Here is a 14,426-nt window from a genome sequence, read left to right on the forward strand (position 1 = left end):
GTGACAACCCTACGGGAGCGACCCTGGGAGGGGCCCGGGGATGCGCCTCGTGGGGGTGTGCACGTTGTGTGAGCATCCCGAGGCGGCGTGCCACCGGACGGTCCCACCGGCTGCGGCGCGGGGTCCGGCGGCGGACTACGCTCGCCCCATGGCAACCACGTGGGAGTACGCGACCATCCCCCTCATCATCCACAACACCAAGGCCGTCCTCGACCAGTGGGGCGCCGACGGCTGGGAGCTCGTGCAGGTGGTGACCGGGCCCGACGGCAACGGTCTCGTCGCCTACCTGAAGCGCCCGACCGGGGAGAAGTAGTGGGTTCCGGGAGGGTCGCCGCGCGGCTCGCCGAGCTCGGCCTCGAGCTCCCGGCGGTCGCGGCGCCCGTCGCGGCCTACGTGCCCGCGCTGCGGTCGGGCCGGTACGTGCACACGTCGGGCCAGCTCCCGTTCGTCGACGGCGCGCTGCCCGCGACCGGCAAGGTCGGCGAGGGCGAGGGGCTCGTCGCCCCCGACGTCGCGGCGGGCCTCGCGCGGCAGTGCGCGCTCAACGCCCTCGCGGCGGTGCACGACGTCGTCGGCGACCTCGACCAGGTCGCGCGCGTCGTCAAGGTGGTCGGGTTCGTCGCGAGCGACCCGTCGTTCACCGGTCAGCCCGGCGTGATCAACGGCGCGAGCGAGCTGCTCGGCGACGTGCTCGGCGAGGCGGGCGTGCACGCGCGCAGCGCCGTCGGCGTCGCGGTCCTGCCGCTCGACGCCCCCGTCGAGGTGGAGATCGTCGTCGAGCTCGCGTCGTAGCGCGGCCCGTCCCGGACGAGAACGGGGTGGGGGGGGGGGGGGCGCGGGGGGGGGGCCCCCCCCCGCCCGGGGGGGGGGGGGGGGGGGGGGGCGGGGGGCGCGCGCCCCCCCCCCCCCCCCCCCCCCGGGGGGGGGGCCCCCCCCCCCCCCGCCCCCCCCCCCCCCACCCCGTCGTCGTCGAGGCGGTGTCAGCGCGCGCGGCGCTCCAGGCGGTCGAGGTCGAGCAGGACGACCGCGCGGCCCTCGCGGCGGACCCAGCCGCGCGTCGCGAAGTCGGCGAGCGCCTTGTTCACGGTCTCGCGCGACGCGCCGACGAGCTGCGCGAGCTCCTCCTGCGTGAGGTCGTGCGCGACGCGGATGCCCTCCTCGGTCTCCTCGCCGAAGCGGGTCGACAGGTCGAGCAGCGCCTTGGCGACGCGACCGGGCACGTCGGAGAAGACGAGGTCCGCGAGCGTCTCGTTCGTGCGGCGCAGGCGCCGGGCGAGCGCGTTGAGCAGGTGCTTGGCGACGCTCGGGTGCTTCTCGATCCACTCGACGAGCTGGTCGTGGCCGAGCTCGTAGATCACGGAGTCGGCCACGGAGCTCGCGGTCGCGGTGCGGGGGCCAGGGTCGAACAGCGAGAGCTCGCCGAACATCTCGCCCGGGCCGAGGATCGACAGGAGGTTCTCGCGGCCGTCGTTGGAGCGGCGGCCCAGCTTGATCTTGCCGCTCGCGATGACGTAGAGGCGGTCGCCCGGCTCGCCCTCGCGGAACAGCACGTCGCCCCGGGAGAGCTCGATCTGCTGCATCGACTCGAAGAGGGTGCGCGTCTCGTCCGCGTCCATGGTCGCGAACAGGGGGGCGGAGAGCACAACGTCGTCGTCCACGCGGGGTGTCCTATCGTCTCGTCCTCGAAGAATGGTCCAGGACAAGTCTGCCCTACGGCCGCAACTCGGGTGTCGGGGGCGGCCGCTACGGTGGGTCCGTGACCACCACCGAGCCCGCCCGGGCACCGCGGCCCGAGTCGCACCTCGCACTGGTCCGCCGCGCGCGCCGCACCAACCGCGAGCTCGCGGCGACGTACCCGGACGCGCACTGCGAGCTCGACTTCACCACGCCGCTCGAGCTGCTGATCGCGACGGTCCTGTCCGCGCAGACGACGGACAAGCGCGTGAACCTCACGACGCCCGCGCTGTTCGCGCGCTATCCCGACGCCGCGGCGTACGCGGGGGCGGACCGTGCCGAGCTCGAGGAGCTCCTGCGCCCCACGGGCTTCTTCCGCGCGAAGGCGCAGTCCGTGATCGGGATCGGCCAGGCGCTCGTCGAGCGGTTCGACGGCGAGGTGCCGCCGCGGCTGGAGGACCTCGTGACGCTGCCCGGGGTGGGCCGCAAGACGGCGAACGTCGTGCTCGGGAACGCGTTCGGCGTGCCGGGGCTGACCGTGGACACGCACTTCGGCCGCCTCGTGCGCCGTCTCGGCTGGACCACGGAGGAGGACCCGGTCAAGGTCGAGCAGGTCGTCGGCGGCCTGATCGAGAAGTCGGAGTGGACGATGCTCTCGCACCGGCTGATCTTCCACGGGCGCCGCGTGTGCTTCGCGCGCAAGCCTGCGTGCGGCGCGTGCAGCATCGCGCGCTGGTGCCCGTCGTTCGGTGTCGGCGAGGTCGACCCGGTCAAGGCGGCGAAGCTCGTCAAGACGAGCTGACCCCGACCCTCAGCCCTGGACGACCCGGGGGAGCCAGTCGAGCAGGAGGTCCGTCACCGCGTCGGGAGCCTCCTCGGGCAGGAAGTGCCCGGCGTCGTCGATCACCTCGAAGCGGAAGTCGCGCGCGAGCGCGGCGCCGTCGGCGTCGGCGAGATCGCGCCGCAGGAGGCCGTCGCGCCCCGCGTGGACCTGGAGCGCGGGCACGTCGACCGGGCGGCGGAGCGCGGCGAGGTAGCGGCGCCCGTCCGGCCGGGGCGTCGAGCGCACGGCCCAGCGCAAGGACTCCATCGCGGTGTGCGCCGCGAACGGGATCCGCATGACGGTGCGGTAGGTGTCGACGACATCGGGGGCGAAGGGCGTCGCGGCGCCCGTCGCGAGCACCTCGGCCACGAGGTCGCCGCGCACGAGCGCGCGCTCGGGCAGGGTCGGCACCTGGTAGAACGCGAGCTGGCGCGCCGCGGCGGGCGTCAGCAGGCGGCGCGCGGACGTGTGCAGGCGTGCGGGGTGGGGTGCGGAGAACGCGGCCACGCCCGCCGTGACGGCGGGCTGGAGCGCGGCCATCGACCACGCGAGGCTGCCGCCCGTGCCGTGCCCGACGACGACGGCGCGCCCGGACCCAAGCGAGCGGATCACCCCGGCGATGTCGCGCGTGCGCGTGGGGGCGTCGTAGCCGATCGGCGGCTTGTCGGACGCGCCGACGCCGCGCACGTCCATCGCGGCGACCCGGTAGCCGGCCGCGGCGAGCGGCTCGACCTGGTGGCGCCACGCCCACCAGAACTGCGGGAACGAGTGGAGCAGCACGACGAGCGGCGGGCCCGGGTCGCGCACGCCCCGGTCCTCGGGCCCCGCGAGGGCCACGTGGAAGCGCGCGCCGTTGGCCGGGATGAACTCGTGCCGCCACGGCCCGTCGGGCAGGGCGGAGGTGAAGTCGGAGGGGTCGTGCGTCACCCGGACGAACCTACCGGTGTCCCCGTGCTGCCGTCGGCGGACGAGCCTGCCGACCCGGCGTCGGCCTGGGCCGCCTCGTCGGCCGGGCGACGGTCCTTGGGCGGGTCGAAGCGGTACCCGACGTTGCGCACGGTCCCGATGAGCTGCTCGTGCTCGGGCCCGAGCTTCGCGCGCAGGCGGCGCACGTGGACGTCGACCGTGCGGGTGCCGCCGTAGTAGTCGTAGCCCCAGACCTCCTGGAGGAGCTGGGCGCGCGTGAACACGCGGCCCGGGTGCTGGACGAGGTACTTGAGGAGCTCGAACTCCTTGTACGTGAGGTCGATGGGCCGCCCGCGCAGGCGCGCGGTGTAGCCGCTCGCGTCGATCGCGAGCTCGCCGGCCGCGATCTCCTGCGGGCCGTCGTCCGCGGGGCCGCGCGCCGAGCGCTCGACGACGAGCCGCAGGCGGGCCTCGACCTCCGCGGGGCCGGCGCCCTCGAGCAGCAGGTCGTCCGCGCCCCACTCCGCGGTGACGACGGTGAGCCCGCCCTCGGTGAGGACGAGCACGAGCGGGACGGTCAGGCCGGTCGCGTGCAGGAGACGGCACGTGGTGCGGGCCGCGACGAGGTCGCGCCGCGCGTCGAGCAGCACGACGTCGGAGTCCGGCGCGTCGACGAGGGCCGAGGGCTCCATGGGCAGGACCCGGATCCGGTGCGAGAGCAGGCCGAGAGCGGGCAGCACCTCGACGGAACCGCCTGTCGCGGGGGTGAGGATGAGCAGGTCGGCCATCCGGCACCTCCTTCCGGGTCGCGGGGCGCGGGCGGCGCCCGGGGCGTCGACGCGTGGCGACCGGGCCGGACGGGGCCTCTGCGGGGGCTCGCCACGACATCGGCCACGGTCTCGGCCCGTGGATGGTTACCGTATCGCGTGCCGGGCGCGCCGTGGCCGAACGTCTCACGGCCGGCGCGAGGTGGCGCCGCGCGCCGCGCGTCCCACCGCCCTCGGCGGGCCCGCGGACCCTGACCGGGGAGCGGCCCCGCGCGAGACTCTGCGACACTCTGAGGCGTGCTGCACGACCCGACGCCCCACCGCGACCCCCGAACGGGGCGCTGACCGCGTGGACCTCTCGACCCGTGCCGTGGTCACGGCATGCCTCGCGGCGGGCGTCGCCGTCGCCGCCTTCTTCGGACCCCTCGCGCTCGCCGCGGCGTCGGGCGCGCTCGCGCTGGTCGTCGCGATCGGGTGGCCGCGGCTCCTCGACGTGCCCGTCCACGGCGGGACGCGCGTCGTCGTCGCGATCGCCGGTCTCGGTGCCGTCGGTGCGACCGCCGCGACGCACGGCGAGCCCGCGCTGCGCCACCTGCCCGTCGTGCTCGCGCTCGCCGTGGTCCTCGCGTTCGTCGCCGAGCTCCTGCGGCGCGACGGGCGCCCGCGCCTCGTCGAGTCGCTGATCGGCACGGTGAGCGGGATCGTCGTCGCGGTGTCGTGCGCGGGCTGGATCGCGACCGGCCGCACGGACGCCGGCGAGTCCCTCGTCGTCACGTGCGCGGTCGCGCTCGCCGTGGCGTCCGCGGTGTCGGCCCTGCCGCTCGGCGGGTGGACGAACGCCGCGCTCACGCTCGGTCTCGCCGTCGTCGCGGGCGGGGCCGTCGGCTACGTGATGCCGGACCTCGACCTGCTCAGCGGCGTGTGGTCGGGCGTCGTCGCGGGCCTCCTCGTCGCGTCGCTGCACGCGCTGTTCGACCAGCTCCCCGAGCTGCGCGGCCGGCTCGGCGCGTTCTCGGCCACCGCGCTGCCCGTCGCCGTCGGCGGGACGCTGATCTTCGTCGTGGGGCGGGTGATCGTGGGATGACGCGGGTCGCGCTCCCCGCGCTCCTCCTGCTCGCGACGCTGCTCGCGACCGTCGTGCTCGGCGCGTGGTGGCGGCGCCGCCAGGGCGTCGTCCGCTCCGCGCGCGGCGAGCCGGACGACGCCGCGGGCGCCGTCGTCGACTGGGCGGCGCACGGCGTCGACCTCGGCGAGCGCCGCACGTTCGTCCAGTTCTCGGCGGAGCTGTGCGCGCCGTGCCGCGCCACGGCCCGCGTGCTCGGCGAGGTGAGCGCGTCGCACCCCGACGTGACGCATCGTGAGATGGACGTCGACGACCACCTCGACCTGGTGCGAGCATTCGGCATACTGCGCACGCCGACCGTCCTCGTGCTCGACGCGCGGGGCCGTGAGGTCGCCCGCGCGAGCGGGGGGATGAACCGCGCCCAGGCGCTCGCGGCGCTCGCCGTGGGCGAGGGCCCGGAGACGGTCCCGGCGGGCGTGCGCGCCTGACCGCAGCCGTCCCCCGACGGCGCCGACCCGAGGAGACCGCATGAGCGACGAGGCAGGCCGCCCGGAGACCGCCGCCGGACCGGGCGACGCGCCCGCCGGCATCGACCCGCGCGGTCCGCGCGCGGGCGCGGGCATCACGGCGCTCCTGCTCGCGGTCGTCATCCTGCTGTGGACGTCGACCGCCGCGCTCGTGCTCCTCGCGGTCGTCGCCGCGAGCTTCCTGCTCGGTGCCGTGCGCGGCGCCCAGGGCACGTGGCAGGCGTGGGTCTACCGGACGGTCCTCCTCCCGCGCATCGGCCCGACGGCGGAGCGCGAGGACCCGCGCCCGCCGCGCTTCGCGCAGGCCGTGGGCCTCGTCATCACCGGCGCGGGCGTGGTGCTGGGCCTGCTGGGCGTCGCGGCGGCGGTGCCGGTCGCGGCCGTGCTGGCGCTCGTCGCCGCCGTGCTCAACGCCGCGTTCGGGCTGTGCCTCGGCTGCGAGCTCTACCTGCTCCTGCGCCGGGTCGCCCCCGCGCGCTGACGCGCACGGCCGGTCGGCGGTCGGGCAGAGGCGCCCGGTCAGCGAGGGCCGGTCAGTAGACGAGCGCCTGCGCGCCCTCGCGCAGCGCCTCCTCGACGAACACGGCCGCGCCCGCGATCCGCACGCCGGGCAGCACGTCGTCCGCCGTGATGCCGCGCCGTGCGGCGCACTGCGTGCACACCGTGAGCGTCCCGGCCGCGAGCACGGCGTCCAGGAGGTCGGGCAGCGGGGCCGCGTGCTCGAGCTCGAGCTCGGCCGCGCGGCCCGGCACACCGAACCAGGCGGCCTCGCCCGTGAGCCACACGCTCACCTCGACGCCCGCCGCGACCGCGGCCGCCGCGACGGTGAACGCCTGGTTCGCGGCCTCGGGCCGGTCGAGCCCGGACGTCGCCTTGACGACGAGCGAGCGGGGGCGGGCGGTCACGCGGGGGTCCACGACGTCGGTCACGCGCCGAGCGTAGCGCCGCGCGACGGGCGCCCGGCGGCCGCGGCGTGCGCGCCCCGGCCGGCCGGTAGGATCGGCGGCATGAGTCCGCACACTCTCGAGCTGATCTTCCTCGGCCTGCTCATCGCGGCGACCGTCACCATCACGTGGTTCGCGGGGTACGTCGTCTACAAGCTCTACAAGGGCCAGCGCTGACCCCGCGCGGGGCGCTGCCCCGCCCGGGCTCGTCGCGTCGCCCGACTCCGAGAGGTGGTCGCTGATGCCGTTCGAGTTCCCCGAGGGCCTCGCGCCCGAGGTCTACCCGCTCGCCTGGCTCGTCGGGAGCTGGCGCGGCGAGGGGGTCGTCAAGTACCCGGGCGTCGAGGAGACGCCGTTCGTCCACGACGTCGAGTTCGACCACGACGGCGGCCCCTACCTGCGCTACCGCTCGACGTTGCGGGTCCTCGAGGCCGACGTCCCGGAGACCGTCCCCGACGAGGGGGAGTGGCCCGAGCGGGACGCGGCGACGCTGGACGCCGCCGCGGCCGACGCGCCGGTCTGGTCGACCGAGACCGGCTACTGGCGCGTCTCGACGGACCGGCCCGAGGGGCTCGAGGACGACCGTCACCCCCTCGAGGTGCTGATCGCCGACCCCGCAGGCCGCGTGTCGGTGTACCTCGGCGCGGTCGGCAACGGCCGGGTGGACCTCGCGAGCGACCTCATCGCGCGCACGTCCACCGCGTCGGAGGTCACGGCGTCGAAGCGCCTCTACGGGTACGTCGAGGGCCAGCTCCTGTGGGTGTGGGAATTGGCGGCCTTCGGTGAGCCGTTGCAGTCGTACGCGTCCGCGAAGCTGAGCCGGCGCCCGACGGCCTGACGACGGACCGCGCGGGCCGGGAGAGGCCCGCCGGACCCGGACGCGCCGACGAAGGAGGACCACCCGTGACCACCGGTTACACCAGCCCGCTCCTGTCCCGCCACGGCGCCGTCCCCGCGACGGGCCCCGACGAGGGCGTCGCGTGGCACTACGGCGACCCCACGGGCGAGCAGCGCGCCCTGCGGACGGGCGGCGCCGTCGTCGACCAGTCGCACCTCGGCGTCGTGACCGTCACGGGTCCGGACCGCCTGAGCTGGCTGCACTCCATCACGTCGCAGGACCTCACGGCCCTCGCCCCGCGCACGTCGACGGAGCTCCTCGTGCTGTCGCCGCAGGGACACGTCGAGCACGCCGCGGCCGTCGTCGACGACGGCTCGACGACGTGGCTCGTCACCGAGCGCTCGCACGCCGCCGACCTCGCCGCGTGGCTCGACCGCATGAAGTTCATGCTGCGCGTCGAGATCGCCGACGCGACCGACGACTGGGCCGCGCTGGGCGAGCCGGTCGACGCCGAGGGGGCCGAGGGCGAGCCCGTGACGTGGCGCGACCCCTGGCCGCGCGTCACCGGCGGCGGGACGCGCTACGGGCCGCCGGAGGACGAGCACCCCGGGCGCGAGCGCCCGTGGCGCCTCGTGCTCGTGCCGCGCGACCAGCTGGCCGACGCCGTCGCCGCGCGCGAGGGCGCCGGGTGGCGGCTCGTGGGCACGTGGGCGAGCGAGGCCGCGCGCGTGGAGGCGTGGCGCCCGCGCCTCGCGTCCGAGGTCGACCACCGCTCGATCCCGCACGAGACCGACTGGCTGCGCACGGCGGTCCACCTGCACAAGGGCTGCTACCGCGGGCAGGAGACCATCGCGCGCGTGCACAACCTCGGCCGCCCGCCGCGCCGGGTCGTCATGCTGCACCTCGACGGGTCCGGGCACCTGCTGCCGGTGGCCGGCGCCGAGGTGACGCTCGACGGCCGCGCCGTGGGGACCGTGACGTCGGTCGCGCGCCACCACGAGCTCGGGCCGATCGCGCTCGCCGTGCTCAAGCGGAGCGTGCCCGAGGACGCGGAGCTGCTCGTCGACTGCGACGGCGGTGCGATCTCCGCCGCCCAGGAGGTCGTCGTGCCCGGGGAGGGCGTCTCGGCGGACCGTCCCGCGCCGCGGGGCCCCGTCGCCCGGGGCATCACCCCGCGCGGCGAGGGCGCGCCGACGAGCATGCTGTGACGTCCGGGTCGGCGCACGGTCCGGCGGTCGGCCCCGGTGCGGTCGACGTCGCCCGGACGGCGTGGCGCCGGCTGCTGCTGCGTGCGCGCGTGCGCCAGGGCGGCTCTCGTGTGCGCGCCGCGCTCGTCCCCGTCCTCCTGGCGGCCGCCGCGGCCGGCATCGCCTACGGGATCGCGAGGTACGGGCTCGGGCATGCCGCCCCGTTCTTCGCCCCGGTCGCGGCGTGGATCTGCCTGGGGTTCAGCCCCGACCGGCAGCTGCGCCGCGTCGCCGAGGTCGCGGTGGGCGTCGCGATCGGCGTCGGCCTCGGCGACGTCGTCGTCCACGCGATCGGCTCCGGCTGGTGGCAGATCGCCGTCGTCGTCGCGGTCTCCGCGCTCGCGGCGCGGTTCATCGACCGCGGCGCGATGCTCACGACGCAGGCGGGCGTGCAGGCCATCGTCATCGTCGCGCTGCCCGTCGCGCAGTCCGGCGGGCCGCTGGGCCGCTGGACGGACGCGCTCGTGGGCGGCGCGGTCGCGTTCGCGGTCGCGGCCCTCACGCCCGGCGACCCGCGCCGTCGGCCGCGCCTGCTCGGCGCGGAGGCCATGACGGAGCTCGCCGAGGTGCTCGACGTGCTCGCGCGCGGGCTGCGCTCGCGCGAGCGCGGCGACCTCGACGCGGCGCTCGTCAAGGGCCGTGCGTCCGAAGGTGCGCTCGAGGAGTGGCAGTCGTCCGCGTCGTCGGCGCGCGAGCTCGCGCGCGTCAGCGCCGCCGGGCTCCGCCACCGGGAGGAGCTGGGCGTGCTCGAGCGGCAGGCCGTGCTCGCGGACCGCGCGATGCGCAGCGTGCGGGTCCTCGCGCGCCGTTGCGTGCCGGTCGCGACCGGGCCCGAGGAGCGCGACCTGTCCGCGCTCGCCGACCTCGTGGCCCGCCTCGGCGCGGGCGTCCACGTGCTCGCGGAGGCCGTCGGGTCGGGCCGGGACCCGGCCGTCACGCGCGAGGTGCTGCTCGAGGTCGCGCGCGCCGCGGACCCGCACGTGCTCGGCGCCGGCGACTGGCAGGTGCAGTCGCTCGTCCTGCTCGTGCGCTCCCCGGTCGTCGACCTCCTGGAGGCGGCGGGCGCCACGCCGGAGCAGGCGCGCGCCGCGCTCCCCGAGCTCTGACGCGCCCGCGCGGTGCCGCCGCGGACGCCGCGCCCGTCCGGTGCGAAACCGGACGATCTTCACCCTGCACAGCGGCGCCCCGGGCCGGTACGGTCGGGGCATGGAGGTCCCCGTCAGCGCCCTGCGCGCCGAGCTCAAGTCGTGGATCGAGCGGGCCAGGGAGGGCGAGGAGGTCGTCATCACGGAGCGCGGCGTCCCCGTGGCGCGGCTGACGGGCGTCGCGACGGCGGACCTCGTCACCGAGCTCGTGCGTGACGGCGTGCTCGTGCCGCCGGCGGGAGAACGGCCCGTCCACGCGGTCCCCGCCGCCGCGGACGTCGCCCGGGCGAGCGCCCCCGACGGCGCGCGGTCGACCGACGGGTCGCGCGCCTCCCGCGGCGGCGTCGCGGCGCTCGTGCGCCGCATCCGGCGCTGAGGGCCCGCCGATGGCCCTGGTCTACTTCGACGCGAGCGCGCTCGTGAAGCTCTGCGTCCCCGAGGCGGGCTCGGCGCTCGCGAGCCGCCTGTGGAACCGCGCGGACGTCGTCGTGACGAGCCGCGTCGCCGACGTCGAGCTGCGTGCCGCCCTCGCGGCGGGGGCGCGGGCCGGGGTCGTCGACGGCCCCGGTCACGCGCGGGCGCTCGCCACGTGGGACGCGCTGCGCCCCGCGCTGCACGTGGTCGAGGTCTCCGCGGACGTCGTCGACCGCGCGGCCCGCCTCGCCGCGTCCGGCGCGCTGCGGAGCAACGACGCGCTGCACGTGGCGAGCGCGCTCGCCGTCGCGCACGACGACACGCTCGTCGCCGCCTGGGACCCGCACGTGGTGACCGCCGCCCGCGCGGCGGGCCTGCGCGTGGTGCCGTGGCCCCTGGCCAGACCGTAGGCTCGTGCCCGTGGGAATCATCGGGTCGCTGCAGTGGATCGTCTACCTCGCCCTCACGCTCGTCGTGTTCGGCACGCAGCTCTTCGCGCTCGTCGACGCGATCCGCCGTCCGGCGGGGGCGTTCACGGCCGAGGGCAAGCTCACGAAGCCGATCTGGCTCGCGATCCTCGCGGTCGCGGCGGCGCTCGGGTTCCTGTCGCTGCCGATCGGCGGGCCCAACCTCGGGTTCCTCGGCCTCGTCGCCGTCGTCGCGGCGATCGTCTACCTCGTGGACGTGCGCCCGCGCCTGCAGCCGTACGGCAACGGCCGGGGCAACGGGTCGTCCGGCCGCCCGGGCGGCTGGTGAGCGCGCGCGTGACGTCGGTCCGCGAGGGGGTCGAGCGCGGCGCCGAGCCGCTCGCCCAGGTCGTGCGCGGCGACGTCGTCGAGTCGGTCCACACGGGTCACCTCGTGCTCCTCGACGCGGACGGGACCCCCCTCCTCGAGCGCGGCGACCCCGACGCGGTGATCTGGCCGCGGTCGAGCGTCAAGCCGTTCCAGGCGGTCGCGATGCTGCGGCACGGCCTCGTGCTCCCGCCGCGCCTGCTCGCGCTCGCCGCCGCGAGCCACAACGGGGAGCGCGAGCACCTCGCGGGCGTGCGCGAGATCCTCGCGAGCGCGGGCCTCGACGAGTCCGCGCTGCGCAACACCCCGGACATGCCGCTGCACCCGCCCGCCGCGTTCGCGTGGCAGGTCGAGGGGAACGGGCCGTCGTCGATCACGCAGAACTGCTCGGGCAAGCACGCGGCGATGCTCGCGACGTGCGTCGCGGTGGGCTGGGGCACGACCGGCTACCTGGAGGCCGACCACCCGCTGCAGGTCGCGGTCCGCGAGGCCGTCGCGGAGGCGACGGGCCAGGCCGTCGAGCACGTGACGGTCGACGGCTGCGGCGCGCCGCTCTTCTCGACGACCGTGCGCGGGCTGGCCCGCGCGTTCGGCCGGCTCGCCGCGGCGCCCGAGCGCGACCCGCGCTCGCCCGAGGCGCAGGTCGCGCGCGCGATGGCGGCGTTCCCGGAGATGGTCGGCGGCACGGGACGTGACGCGACGCTCGCGATGCGCGCCGTGCCGGGGCTCGTGGCGAAGGACGGCGCCGACGGCGTGTACGGCGCGGGGCTGCCCGACGGCCGGTCGCTCGCGTTCAAGGTGCTCGACGGCGCGTCGCGCCCCCGGCCGCCGGTGCTGGCGGAGGCGCTGCGCCGGCTCGGGGCCCTCGACGTGGACGGGGCCGACGACGTCGCGCTCGCCGCGCTGGGCGACGCCCCGGTGCTGGGCGCGGGTCGGCCCGTCGGGGCGGTGCGCGCGGTGCTGGACGGCGCGGAGGGACACCCGTGAGGGCCGTCGTGCAGCGCGTGACGCGCGCGAGCGTGAGCGTCGTCGGCGAGGACGGCAGCGCGGAGGTCGTCGGTGCGATCGACCGGCCGGGTCTCCTCGCGCTCGTCGGCGTCACGCACGACGACGGCGACGCGCAGGTCGAGACGATCGCACGCAAGATCGCCGAGCTCCGGATCCTCGCGGGGGAGCGGTCGGTCCTGGACGAGGTCGCGCCGGTGCTCGTCGTCAGCCAGTTCACGCTCTACGCGGACACGCGCAAGGGACGGCGGCCGTCGTGGAACGGCGCGGCGCCCGGCCCGGTCGCGGAGCCGCTCGTGGACGCGGTCGTCGCGCGGCTGCGCGAGCGGGGGATCGAGGTCGCCACCGGGCGCTTCGGCGCGCACATGGCGGTCGACCTCGTCAACGACGGCCCGGTCACCCTGATCCTGGAGGCCTGATCGCCCCGAGGTCCGGGTGATCCCGTAGCGAACCCGTAGGTGCCGTACGTACGAAACTCCCCGGACGCGGAGGCTGTCCGGTGGGAGAAGTCTGTGGAGAACGCGTAGGTCCGGACCGGTCGTCGCGCGGTTACGGTCGCTCCCGTCAGCACCGGTCGCACGGCCCCGGACCACGACGTCCGGGCCCCCGCACGCCCGTTGGGGGCGGCGACCGGCCCCTGCCTCACGAGAGGACCTCGATGCACGTTCCTCGCTCCTCCAGCCCGCGGCGCGCACGCCCGACGCGTGCCGCCGCCGCTCTCGCCGCGCTCGCGCTCGTGGCGACCGGGAGCGTCGCCGCCGCGACGACCGCGGCCGCGACCCCCGACGTCGCGACGGCGACCGCCACCGCGTCGCCCAACGGCGACGCGGCGATCAACGGGTACCGCAACGTCGGCTACTTCATGTCCTGGGCGCCGGAGAACTACGGGTACACCGTCAAGGACCTCGTGGTCTCCGGCCAGGCCGAGCAGGTCACCCACGTCAACTACGCCTTCGGCAACATCCACCCGACCGACCTCACGTGCTTCCTCGCCGACGCGCCGAGCACGCCCGAGCCGGGCGGCAACGACGGCGCGGGTGACGCCCAGGCGGACTTCGTGCGCGCCGTGAGCGCCGAGGACTCCGTGGACGGCGTCGCCGACGCGCCCGGCCAGGCGCTCGCCGGGAACTTCAACCAGCTCCGCAAGCTCAAGGAGCAGTACCCGGGCACGAAGGTCCTCATGTCGCTCGGCGGCTGGACGTGGTCGAAGTACTTCTCGAAGGCCGCGGCGACGCCCGAGAGCCGTGAGAGGTTCGTCGCGTCGTGCCTCGACCTCTACATCGACGGCAACCTGCCCGAGATCGACGGTCGCGGCGGCCCCGGCGCTGCCGCGGGCCTGTTCGACGGCATCGACGTGGACTGGGAGTGGCCCGGCGCGCCCGACTGGTCGCAGCACCCGGAGAACCACGTCGACCCGGTCAACGACAAGGCGAACTTCACGGCCCTGCTCGCGGAGTTCCGCAGGCAGCTCGACGAGCGCGGCGCGGCGCAGGGCTAGGACTACCTGCTGTCCGCGTACATCCCGGTCAGCCCGACCGTGGTGGACGCCGGCTGGGACGCCCCGACGATCTTCGACTACCTCGACTACGGCAACATGCAGGGCTACGACCTGCACGGCGGCTGGTCGCCCCACCTCGCGGGGCACCAGGCGAACTTCCACGACACGACGCAGCCGGGCACGATCTCGCTCGAGGACGGCATCGACCTCTACCTGTCGCGGGGCGTTGACCCGGCCCAGCTCACGCTCGGCATCCCGGCGTTCGGCCGCGGCTGGTCCGGCGTCGAGGCCGGCGAGACCGACGGCGCGTGGCAGCCCGCCGCGGGCGTCGCGCCCGGCACGTACGAGGCCGGGAACAAGCAGCACTTCGAGCTCCGCGACCACGGGACCGAGTACTTCGACGAGGCCAGCGGTGCGTCGTGGCGCTACGACGGCGACCAGTGGTGGAGCGTCGACACGCCGCGCGCCGTCGCGCACAAGGCGTCGTGGATCGCCGAGAAGGGGCTCGGCGGCTCGATGTTCTGGGACCTCGCGGGCGACTTCGAGGACGAGCTCGTCGGGACGGCGGCCGGCGTGTACCGCGCCGCGCAGACGGGCCCGGTGGACCCGGACGCGCCGGGCGCGTGCTTCCCGGCCTGGGACCGCGACACGTCGTACCCCGCCGGGCGCGTCGTCTCGCACGAGGGCGTGAACTACCGCGCCGCGTGGTGGGTCCGGACGAACGTCCCCGGGGCCGAGTCCTGGTACCCGTCGTGGCGCGTGGTCGGCACGTGCGCGTGAC

General features: G+C 76.3%; 19 protein-coding genes and 1 pseudogene. 16 read left to right on the forward strand and 4 right to left on the reverse strand.

Features of this window, described 5'->3' with window-relative positions; all coding sequences use genetic code 11:
- Positions 1–148: 148 nt before the first annotated feature.
- Both sp36 and GYH36_RS03330 read left to right on the forward strand, forming a co-directional pair.
- Positions 149–313, forward strand: coding sequence for a Sp36 family protein (gene sp36 / locus GYH36_RS03325; protein ID WP_115943240.1), 165 nt, complete (start codon positions 149–151; stop codon positions 311–313).
- On the forward strand, positions 313–792 hold the full coding sequence (locus GYH36_RS03330; protein ID WP_162289101.1) for a RidA family protein: 480 nt from the start codon (positions 313–315) through the stop codon (positions 790–792). Before sp36 ends, GYH36_RS03330 begins: the two co-directional genes overlap by 1 nt.
- A 188-nt stretch (positions 793–980) precedes the next feature.
- On the opposite strand, the gene GYH36_RS03340 is transcribed toward GYH36_RS03330, so the two are convergent.
- Positions 981–1,658, reverse strand: a complete 678-nt coding sequence (locus GYH36_RS03340) for a Crp/Fnr family transcriptional regulator (protein ID WP_162289102.1) — start codon at positions 1,656–1,658, stop codon at positions 981–983.
- A 98-nt stretch (positions 1,659–1,756) separates the two neighbouring features.
- Between GYH36_RS03340 and nth the strand changes: the two genes are divergently transcribed.
- Complete coding sequence (gene nth, locus GYH36_RS03345; RefSeq protein ID WP_034605630.1) at positions 1,757–2,476, forward strand: endonuclease III; 720 nt, start codon at positions 1,757–1,759, stop codon at positions 2,474–2,476.
- Positions 2,477–2,485: 9 nt separating this feature from the next.
- Here the strand turns inward: nth and GYH36_RS19195 are convergent, their stop codons facing one another.
- Entirely contained in the window at positions 2,486–3,424 is a 939-nt protein-coding gene (locus GYH36_RS19195) for an alpha/beta fold hydrolase (RefSeq protein ID WP_024842261.1), read from the reverse strand.
- Positions 3,421–4,191, reverse strand: coding sequence for a winged helix-turn-helix transcriptional regulator (locus tag GYH36_RS19200; protein WP_246209152.1), 771 nt, complete (start codon positions 4,189–4,191; stop codon positions 3,421–3,423). Before GYH36_RS19200 ends, GYH36_RS19195 begins: the two co-directional genes overlap by 4 nt.
- A gap of 328 nt (positions 4,192–4,519) precedes the next feature.
- On the opposite strand from GYH36_RS19200, the gene GYH36_RS03355 reads away from it, so the two are divergent.
- The 3 genes from GYH36_RS03355 to GYH36_RS03365 are packed head-to-tail and all read left to right on the forward strand — an operon-like array spanning position 4,520 to position 6,241.
- Entirely contained in the window at positions 4,520–5,254 is a 735-nt protein-coding gene (locus GYH36_RS03355; RefSeq protein ID WP_115943236.1) for a hypothetical protein, read from the forward strand.
- A complete protein-coding gene (locus GYH36_RS03360) occupies positions 5,251–5,721 on the forward strand; it encodes a thioredoxin family protein (RefSeq protein WP_024842264.1) in 471 nt (156 codons plus the stop codon). Before GYH36_RS03355 ends, GYH36_RS03360 begins: the two co-directional genes overlap by 4 nt.
- A 40-nt stretch (positions 5,722–5,761) precedes the next feature.
- Complete coding sequence (locus GYH36_RS03365) at positions 5,762–6,241, forward strand: DUF4395 domain-containing protein (protein WP_162289103.1); 480 nt, start codon at positions 5,762–5,764, stop codon at positions 6,239–6,241.
- Positions 6,242–6,293: 52 nt separating this feature from the next.
- Here GYH36_RS03365 and GYH36_RS03370 read toward each other — a convergent pair whose 3' ends face one another.
- Entirely contained in the window at positions 6,294–6,689 is a 396-nt protein-coding gene (locus GYH36_RS03370) for a DsrE family protein (RefSeq protein WP_231492940.1), read from the reverse strand.
- A 256-nt stretch (positions 6,690–6,945) separates the two neighbouring features.
- Here GYH36_RS03370 and GYH36_RS03375 point away from each other — a divergent pair, with 256 nt between their 5' ends.
- From GYH36_RS03375 to GYH36_RS20440, 10 genes and pseudogenes are all read left to right on the forward strand, one after another.
- Positions 6,946–7,542: a heme-binding beta-barrel domain-containing protein gene (locus GYH36_RS03375; RefSeq protein WP_024842267.1), complete on the forward strand. Its 597-nt coding sequence runs from the start codon at positions 6,946–6,948 to the stop codon at positions 7,540–7,542.
- A 65-nt stretch (positions 7,543–7,607) separates the two neighbouring features.
- Positions 7,608–8,750 carry a CAF17-like 4Fe-4S cluster assembly/insertion protein YgfZ gene (gene ygfZ / locus GYH36_RS03380; protein WP_162289104.1) on the forward strand — a complete coding sequence of 381 codons (1,143 nt, stop codon included), beginning with the start codon at positions 7,608–7,610 and terminating at the stop codon, positions 8,748–8,750.
- Positions 8,747–9,895 carry an FUSC family protein gene (locus tag GYH36_RS03385; RefSeq protein ID WP_162289105.1) on the forward strand — a complete coding sequence of 383 codons (1,149 nt, stop codon included), beginning with the start codon at positions 8,747–8,749 and terminating at the stop codon, positions 9,893–9,895. The genes ygfZ and GYH36_RS03385 overlap by 4 nt, the downstream gene beginning before the upstream one ends.
- A 100-nt stretch (positions 9,896–9,995) precedes the next feature.
- Positions 9,996–10,310 carry a type II toxin-antitoxin system Phd/YefM family antitoxin gene (locus GYH36_RS03390; RefSeq protein WP_155098725.1) on the forward strand — a complete coding sequence of 105 codons (315 nt, stop codon included), beginning with the start codon at positions 9,996–9,998 and terminating at the stop codon, positions 10,308–10,310.
- Positions 10,311–10,320: 10 nt separating this feature from the next.
- Positions 10,321–10,758, forward strand: a complete 438-nt coding sequence (locus GYH36_RS03395) for a type II toxin-antitoxin system VapC family toxin (RefSeq protein WP_115943234.1) — start codon at positions 10,321–10,323, stop codon at positions 10,756–10,758.
- 10 nt (positions 10,759–10,768) lie between these two features.
- On the forward strand, positions 10,769–11,104 hold the full coding sequence (locus GYH36_RS03400; protein ID WP_312028484.1) for a DUF2516 family protein: 336 nt from the start codon (positions 10,769–10,771) through the stop codon (positions 11,102–11,104).
- An 8-nt stretch (positions 11,105–11,112) separates the two neighbouring features.
- On the forward strand, positions 11,113–12,129 hold the full coding sequence (locus tag GYH36_RS03405; RefSeq protein ID WP_162289106.1) for an asparaginase: 1,017 nt from the start codon (positions 11,113–11,115) through the stop codon (positions 12,127–12,129).
- Complete coding sequence (gene dtd / locus GYH36_RS03410; protein WP_162289107.1) at positions 12,126–12,566, forward strand: D-aminoacyl-tRNA deacylase; 441 nt, start codon at positions 12,126–12,128, stop codon at positions 12,564–12,566. Before GYH36_RS03405 ends, dtd begins: the two co-directional genes overlap by 4 nt.
- Positions 12,567–12,805: 239 nt before the next feature.
- Positions 12,806–14,173 (forward strand): annotated as a pseudogene (locus GYH36_RS19520) (glycoside hydrolase family 18 protein); the annotation flags it as partial.
- Positions 14,162–14,425, forward strand: coding sequence for a carbohydrate-binding protein (locus GYH36_RS20440; protein WP_376739801.1), 264 nt, complete (start codon positions 14,162–14,164; stop codon positions 14,423–14,425). The pseudogene GYH36_RS19520 and the gene GYH36_RS20440, both read left to right, overlap by 12 nt.
- Position 14,426: the final 1 nt, after the last annotated feature.

The organism is Cellulosimicrobium composti (assembly GCF_010287905.1).
Taxonomy (GTDB): Bacteria; Actinomycetota; Actinomycetes; order Actinomycetales; family Cellulomonadaceae; genus Cellulosimicrobium; species Cellulosimicrobium composti.

What these genes read in the sequence shown, in the direction of transcription:
- sp36 (WP_115943240.1), top strand. Translation starts at nt 149, where the DNA reads ATGGCAACCACGTGGGAGTACGCGACCATCCCCCTCATCATCCACAAC.
- GYH36_RS20440 (WP_376739801.1), top strand. Translation starts at nt 14,162, where the DNA reads ATGTTCTGGGACCTCGCGGGCGACTTCGAGGACGAGCTCGTCGGGACG.
- GYH36_RS19200 (WP_246209152.1), bottom strand. Translation starts at nt 4,191, where the DNA reads ATGGCCGACCTGCTCATCCTCACCCCCGCGACAGGCGGTTCCGTCGAG.
- GYH36_RS03360 (WP_024842264.1), top strand. Translation starts at nt 5,251, where the DNA reads ATGACGCGGGTCGCGCTCCCCGCGCTCCTCCTGCTCGCGACGCTGCTC.
- GYH36_RS03390 (WP_155098725.1), top strand. Translation starts at nt 9,996, where the DNA reads ATGGAGGTCCCCGTCAGCGCCCTGCGCGCCGAGCTCAAGTCGTGGATC.
- GYH36_RS03395 (WP_115943234.1), top strand. Translation starts at nt 10,321, where the DNA reads ATGGCCCTGGTCTACTTCGACGCGAGCGCGCTCGTGAAGCTCTGCGTC.
- GYH36_RS03375 (WP_024842267.1), top strand. Translation starts at nt 6,946, where the DNA reads ATGCCGTTCGAGTTCCCCGAGGGCCTCGCGCCCGAGGTCTACCCGCTC.
- GYH36_RS03365 (WP_162289103.1), top strand. Translation starts at nt 5,762, where the DNA reads ATGAGCGACGAGGCAGGCCGCCCGGAGACCGCCGCCGGACCGGGCGAC.